This is a genomic window from Pseudomonas sp. (assembly GCF_048269965.1).
In the GTDB taxonomy this organism is placed as follows: domain Bacteria; phylum Pseudomonadota; class Gammaproteobacteria; order Pseudomonadales; family Pseudomonadaceae; genus Aquipseudomonas.
Genome location: NZ_JBLWTV010000037.1, coordinates 22,194 through 28,367, shown reverse-complemented (window position 1 = coordinate 28,367; position 6,174 = coordinate 22,194). Strand labels below are relative to the sequence as shown.

The 6,174-nt window shown below is 64.3% G+C and carries 5 protein-coding genes; 3 read left to right on the top strand and 2 right to left on the bottom strand.

Translation table 11 applies throughout. From position 1 onward, the window contains the following. Positions 1-72 precede the first annotated feature (72 nt). From rpmB to ACN0X6_RS24210, 3 genes are all read left to right on the top strand, one after another. Positions 73-309, top strand: coding sequence for a 50S ribosomal protein L28 (gene rpmB / locus ACN0X6_RS24220; RefSeq protein ID WP_003242523.1), 237 nt, complete (start codon positions 73-75; stop codon positions 307-309). Between the two features lie 10 nt (positions 310-319). Beyond that, on the top strand, positions 320-475 hold the full coding sequence (gene rpmG / locus ACN0X6_RS24215; RefSeq protein WP_003464575.1) for a 50S ribosomal protein L33: 156 nt from the start codon (positions 320-322) through the stop codon (positions 473-475). 283 nt (positions 476-758) lie between these two features. Further along, the gene (locus ACN0X6_RS24210; protein WP_417707860.1) at positions 759-1,973 is read left to right on the top strand and encodes an HDOD domain-containing protein; all 1,215 of its coding nucleotides are present in this window, start codon (positions 759-761) and stop codon (positions 1,971-1,973) included. On the opposite strand, the gene ACN0X6_RS24205 is transcribed toward ACN0X6_RS24210, so the two are convergent. Beyond that, a complete protein-coding gene (locus tag ACN0X6_RS24205) occupies positions 1,961-4,840 on the bottom strand; it encodes an EAL domain-containing protein (RefSeq protein ID WP_417707859.1) in 2,880 nt (959 codons plus the stop codon). The two genes, ACN0X6_RS24210 and ACN0X6_RS24205, sit on opposite strands and share 13 nt — an antisense overlap. Before the next feature lie 172 nt (positions 4,841-5,012). Further along, on the bottom strand, positions 5,013-6,071 hold the full coding sequence (locus tag ACN0X6_RS24200; RefSeq protein ID WP_417707857.1) for a fatty acid desaturase: 1,059 nt from the start codon (positions 6,069-6,071) through the stop codon (positions 5,013-5,015). Between the last annotated feature and the right edge of the window lie 103 nt (positions 6,072-6,174).

Below are 6,174 nucleotides of genomic sequence, written 5' to 3'. Positions count from 1 at the left end.
GAGCGCCAATGACATTGAGTTTAAGCGGCCAACCCATGCCGGGTTGGGCATGTGGTTTTAGAGGGCTGAGGCATGTCGAGAGTCTGTCAAGTTACCGGTAAGGGTCCGGTAACCGGGAACAACATTTCCCACGCAAACAACAAAACCCGTCGTCGTTTCCTGCCGAACCTGCAGCACCATCGCTTCTGGGTCGAGTCCGAGAAGCGCTTCGTGCGTCTGCGCGTATCTGCCAAGGGCATGCGCGTCATCGACAAGCGTGGCATCGACGTAGTGCTGGCTGAGCTGCGCGCTCGCGGCGAAAAGGTTTAAGGAGAGAGTCATGCGTGAACTGATCCGTTTGGTGTCCAGCGCCGGTACCGGCCACTTCTACACCACCGACAAGAACAAGCGCACCACCCCTGACAAGATCGAAATCAAGAAATTCGATCCGGTCGTACGCAAGCACGTGATGTACAAGGAAGCCAAGATCAAGTAATTGATCGGCTACCTGGCAAAGAAGCCCGCCCTGATCGGCGGGCTTTTTTTTGCCCGTGTTTCCCCCTCGGGCTCGCGCCTGTGCCGCTCATTTGTGCGGGGCGGTTGGCGCAGCTATTGGTCGCGCATTTTTTGTGCAACTCGCTCATCTGCGACTTACGTCACACAACGCCCCGGTTTAGACTGCGCCGTTGCCGTGGAACTGACTCATCCATCAGCTTTGCAGTGGATGTAGGTACCTGAGGTTCGGGCATCCTCCGTTCGTCATTCGCCCAGAGGCTCGCATGACCGCTTCAGCTCATTGTGTGGAAGTTCTGATCGCCGAGGCGGATCCCTGGACGTCCAATCTGCTGCAGCAGCTGGTGCTCGACGTGTGTGGCGATGCCCGTGTGCTACAGGTCAGCGATGGCCAGACGGCACTGGCGCGGTGCAAGCGGCGCCTGCCCGATCTGGTGATCGCCGACGGTGACCTGCCGGGGCTCGACGGCCTGGAGTTGCTGCGTCAGTTGCGTCGTCACCCGCGTACACCGGCGCTGCCGTTCGTGCTCATCAGTGGACGCCTGGATGCCAGCAGTGTACGCGCCGCCCGGCCGCTGGCGCCCAGTGCCTATCTGGCCAAGCCCTTCAATGCCGAAAGCCTGCGGCAGCGTCTGCGCACGTTGTTGCCTGCGCCTGCTGCTGCGGTGGCGGTGCGCCAGCCGCTGCTGGTCAGCGAGCTGCGTGATTATCTCGATACGGTGCGCGAAGAGGGGCAGGGCGCGCCGCTGCTCAGCGATGTGCGCAACGCCGTGAGTCAGGGATTGCAGGCCGGCGAGCAGGACCTGGGCGAGCTGGAGGCTGTGTTCGGTAGCGACCCGCAGATCACCGCGCTGCTGATTGCCGCCGCCAGCACTGCCGCGCAGCATCAGGGTGTGCCTTGTCATACCCTGGCGCAGGCGCTGCATCGCCTGGGTGTGGCGCGCACGCTGAACCTGGTGCTGGGCCTGGCGCTGCAGCGCAATGCGCAGTTGCGTGACCCACGTCTGGCAGAATTGGCCGCGCATACCTGGCAGCAGGCGCGGCGCAGCGCCGAGCTGGCGCGCTGGCTGGCGCTCGAGCTGAGGTTGGACGCCGAGCTCTGCTATACCGCCGGCCTGCTGCACAATCTGGGCGAACTGGCCCTGCTGCGCAGCCTGCAGGACTGGCAGGAAGCGGGCGGTGAACTGAGCAATGAGCAGATCGACGATGCGATGCTGCGCCGTTCGGCGAGCTTCGGTTCGGCCCTGCGTATCCGCTGGCGGTTGCCGTTCGGCCTGCGTGAGCTGATCGCAGCGCTCTACGGCCTGGGCAGCGGCGTGTTTTCGCGTGAGGCGCTGGTGCTCAATCTCACTGGCCTGTTGCTGGCCCTGCCGAACAACGAGTTGCCAGCCAGCCTGGTGGACGCGCGCTGCGTGCGCATGTTGCGCTTGGACCTGGCGCTGCTCGAGCGCGTGCCGGTGGCGTTCTATCAGGCTTGCTGAGTGTCGTGGTGACGCACGTCGTCTGCCAGTTTTCGCAAGGGCTGCGGGCGGCCGATGAAATAGCCCTGGGCGTAGTCGATGCCCAGGCGGCGCAGGCAGTCCAGGCTGGCCTGGGTCTCGACGAATTCGGCGACGGTGAGCAGGCCCAATTGCCCGGCAATCTGTCGCATCGAGCCGACCATCGCCTGGTTGATCGGGTCGTTCTCGATACCGCTGATGAAGCTGCCGTCGATCTTGAGGATATCCAGCGGCAAGTGACGCAGATAAGCGTAGGAGGCGAAGCCGCTGCCGAAATCGTCCAGGGCGACTTTCAGCCCCTTGCTGCGTAGCTCCTCGATCCACTGGGCGGAGACGCCCAGCTCACCCAGGGCGACCATTTCCGTCACTTCGATGCAGAATTTTCCGGGCGGCAGGCCGTGGTGCTGCAGTTCGTCCTGCAGCAAACGGTGGAAGTCGGAATCGAGTAGAGAGTTGGCGCTGAGGTTGACGTTGACCTGAGCCAGTTGCGCCAGGTGCCGTGGATTGGCGGCCAGCCAGGCGCACAGATGCTGTACGACCCAGCGGTCGATGGCGCCGAGAAAGTCATAACGCGCCGCTGCATCGAGAAATTGCGCGGGGCTGATCCACTCGCCGCTCTGCGGATCGCGGTAGCGCAGCAGCACTTCGTAGTGCAGGCCGGCGGTGGCACTCTGCAATGCCTGTACGGGTTGGTAGAACAGCTCGAAATGGCCGCGCTCGCAGGCTTCGCGCAGGCGGGTGATCCACTGCAGCTGGCGTTGATGTTCGAGCAGCGCACCATCTTCCGGGTTGAACTGACAGACGCGGTTGCGGCCCTGGTGTTTGGCCAGTTGGCTGGCGCTGCTGGCCCAGGTCAGCGCCGTCTCCCAGTCGCGCACGCCAGAGCCGAGGGCGAGCAGGCCGATGCTGGTGTGGAGACGGAAGGGGCGCCCCTGCCAGGTGAAGACGAACTGCTCGACCGCCCGGCGCAGGGCCTCGGCCTGCTTGAGGGCGGCCTCGTCATCGACCTCGCGCAGCAGCACGGCGAACTCGTCACCTCCGACGCGGGCCAGCTCGGCATGGCGCGGCAGCTGGTGCGCGAGCTGGTTTGCCAGTTGCCTGAGCAACTGGTCACCGGCGGAGTGGCCACACAGATCGTTGACCTGCTTGAAGCGGTCCAGGCTCAGGTGCAGCAGATGGCTGAAGCGGCGCTTGGCGGTACCGCCCAGGGTTTCCGAGAGCAGCCTTTCCAGCTCGCGGCGGTTGAGCAGGCCGGTCAGGGCGTCATGCGCGGCCAGTTGTTGCAGGCGTTCTTCCAGGGCACGGCGCTCGCTGAGGTCGACCACTATGCCCTCGATGAACGCCTGATGCGGGCGCAGGTGCAGCGACAGGTAGACCCAGCGTGGCCGCTGTTCGAGATCATACAGCTGGCATTCGCAACTGACTGCGCCGGCCTGTACGTCGAGTTGCAACAGCAGCCAGCGCCACTGGGTTTCACCCACCAGGCTCTGCAGGGACAGCTTGCCGAGATCGTCCGGCAGGGTCTCGCTCCCTAGCAGGCGAGCCAGGCTAGGGTTGGCTTCCAGCAGTTGGCCATCACGATGGCAGCGGAAGATACCTTCGCCGCTGTGACGAAACAGTGCCTGGTACTGCTCCAGATTATCGATGGCCTGCGCCTGGCTGCTCAGCAGCACGCGGCGCACCCGTTCCAGCTGCTTGTCGAGCAGGGCGCCGAACAGCAGCATGCTCAGCGCCGGCAGGTAGGCGTAGAGGGCGTAGAAGCCGGCTGGCAGCGGAATCAACCCGACGCGGCTCAGCGGCACCAGCAGCATCAGCGCCAGCGCGGCGCTCCAGCACAGCATGTATCCGGGAGCGTAGGGGCGGCGCTGATAGACGCCGAGGACCATCAGCAGCAGTTGATAGAGCCCGGTAGCCAGCGTCAGCAGGTTGAGGATCTGGTAGGCGTGGGGATGGTCGACGAGGACGCCACCGACACTGACCAGCAAGGTGGCCGCGAACAGGGCATCGCGCAGCCAGCGCAGACGTCCAAGTTTCAGACCCAGGGCGCTGGCGATGAACAGCGAGCTGAAAATCATCATCCCGGCGGTGGGTAGATTGATCAGCAATTTGGGCAGCAGCGTCCACTGCGGCCAGAGCAGGCCGGCAATGTTGTACAGGCTGGTGTTGTACAGCGCCACGCACAGCGAGGTGATGCTGAAGTAGGCCAGTTGCGCCTCGCGCAGGGTGCTGTACTTGACCAGATAGAACAGTGCCAGGGCGAGCAGGGCGCCGATCAGCAGACCGCTTCGCAGCCAGCTGTGGGCGATCAGTTGCTGGCCCTGTTCGGCGCCGACCACCTGCACTGGCAGGTTGATCGCCGAATGACTCTGCACGCGCAGCAGCAAACTGTGCGGACCTTCGCCCAGGCGCGGCAGGTTGAGTAGAAACTGTGGATAGGGCTCGCCACGCTCGGCGAATGGGCGGGTTGCGCCGCTGTACAGCGGGCCGAGCGACTGCTCGCCATCGAACAGCCAAACCTCCAGATCATCGAGAAAGGTCTGGCCGATGATCAGTTGCAGGCGTTCGGCTGGCGGTGTCTGCAGTTGCACGGCGAGCCACCAGGCGCTGCGCGTATAGCCGATGCGGGCGGTACCCTGCACCTGCCGGCCCTCTTGCGCGATGCGCTGCAGCACCTCACTGGCGCTCAGCTGGCCGCTGGGGTCTTCCAGCAGCAGGCTGTGCTCGATGCTCACCGGCGTGGCCAGATCGATTGCGCTGAGCTTGAGCAGCGGCAACGCACTGGTCGCCCAGGCCGGCACGGCGCAGGCCAGGCAAAGCAGCAACATCAGTGAGCGAAGCGGTCGAAGCATCCTGGGCGCCTCATGGCTACTACGAGGGCGCCGAAGTCCGGTGGACGCTGTCGGGTCTGAGGAGCGGTCGGGCGCAGAGCCATTCTAGCCGACTACTGGCGCGATGATTGCGCTGCGAGTCTCATCCGTCGGGATGGCGTGACGATTGACTGCGCCGCCTCTCCAGCCCGGGTCAGGCCGCCTGCGTGCGCTCCTCGCCCGCCTTCTCACGGCGCGTCCAGCGATTGGCACGGGCAAAGGTGCCGAAGTCGTTGAAGCGCACGCCCATCTCGCGCATCACTCGGTGGGCGAAAGGCACGCTCAGCTGGCGAATGTAGAAGGGCTCCTTGACCACGAAATGGTGGATCGCATGGCTGCTGCCGAAGTTGAAGCAGAACGCTTGCAGCGGCCACAGCCACCAGGGGTTGAGCACCTGGGTCTGCTGGATCACGTTGCCCGCTTCGACATCGCCGTAGTAGTGCATGTTGGAACTGACGAAGTGCAGGCAGAAGGTACGCAGCACATTGGGTCCGACCAGTACCACCACGGCGATGTTCACCACTGCCATCACGCTGAGCGTGCTGGCCGACCAGGCGATGGGGGCGCCGAGCGCAGCACTGGCCCGGTCCAGCAGATGGAAACCGAGGAACAGGTACCAGGTCGCCCAGTTGAGCAGCCCCAGCGGCGCGTAGACCTTCAGCGTGCGGGTGAGGATCAGCCGGCGGTGCTCGGGGTTCTTAGCCCGCAGCCAGCGGATCAAGGAACTCATCATGTTGTCACCGACCATCAGCAGGCGGGCGATGCCCCAGGGCTCGCCGTTGGTGATGGCGCGCTCTTCCATGTCGGCTTCGCTACCGGACACCTTGTGGTGGTTCAGGTGCAGGTGGCGGCGTACCCAGGGGTTGATGGTGCTCGGCCGTGCCAGCCAGACCAGCGCCAGCATCAGGTTGTGCGGCAGCGGCCGTTTGCGGAAGTACATCGAGTGGATCAGGTCGTGTTCCAGCTCGTGAGTCAGCGAGGCGAAGAAGGCGTTGAGCAGCAGACACGCCCACCAGGCCAGGTCGCCACCGATGTACAACGCCGCCGAGCCGAGCATGCCGAGCAGTGCGAAAGCGAGAATACCGGTGCCGAGTGCGTCCTGATGTTGCAGGATCGGGTAGCGTTGGCGCAGGGCGTTGCCGTGGGCCATCACCTGTTCACGGATACAAGCGGCGCGTTGCTGGTCATTAAGGCTTGCGGGAGAGGGCGACATGCCGACATCCTCTTGTTATTGGGTTGTGACTTCACTGTGCCGTGACAGTCGTCAGAGTGCCCGACCGAGCGCGCCAACCTGCCTACCGGATACGCCAATCTGC

What these genes read in the sequence shown, in the direction of transcription:
- rpmB (WP_003242523.1), top strand. Translation starts at nt 73, where the DNA reads ATGTCGAGAGTCTGTCAAGTTACCGGTAAGGGTCCGGTAACCGGGAAC.
- ACN0X6_RS24205 (WP_417707859.1), bottom strand. Translation starts at nt 4,840, where the DNA reads ATGCTTCGACCGCTTCGCTCACTGATGTTGCTGCTTTGCCTGGCCTGC.
- ACN0X6_RS24200 (WP_417707857.1), bottom strand. Translation starts at nt 6,071, where the DNA reads ATGTCGCCCTCTCCCGCAAGCCTTAATGACCAGCAACGCGCCGCTTGT.
- rpmG (WP_003464575.1), top strand. Translation starts at nt 320, where the DNA reads ATGCGTGAACTGATCCGTTTGGTGTCCAGCGCCGGTACCGGCCACTTC.
- ACN0X6_RS24210 (WP_417707860.1), top strand. Translation starts at nt 759, where the DNA reads ATGACCGCTTCAGCTCATTGTGTGGAAGTTCTGATCGCCGAGGCGGAT.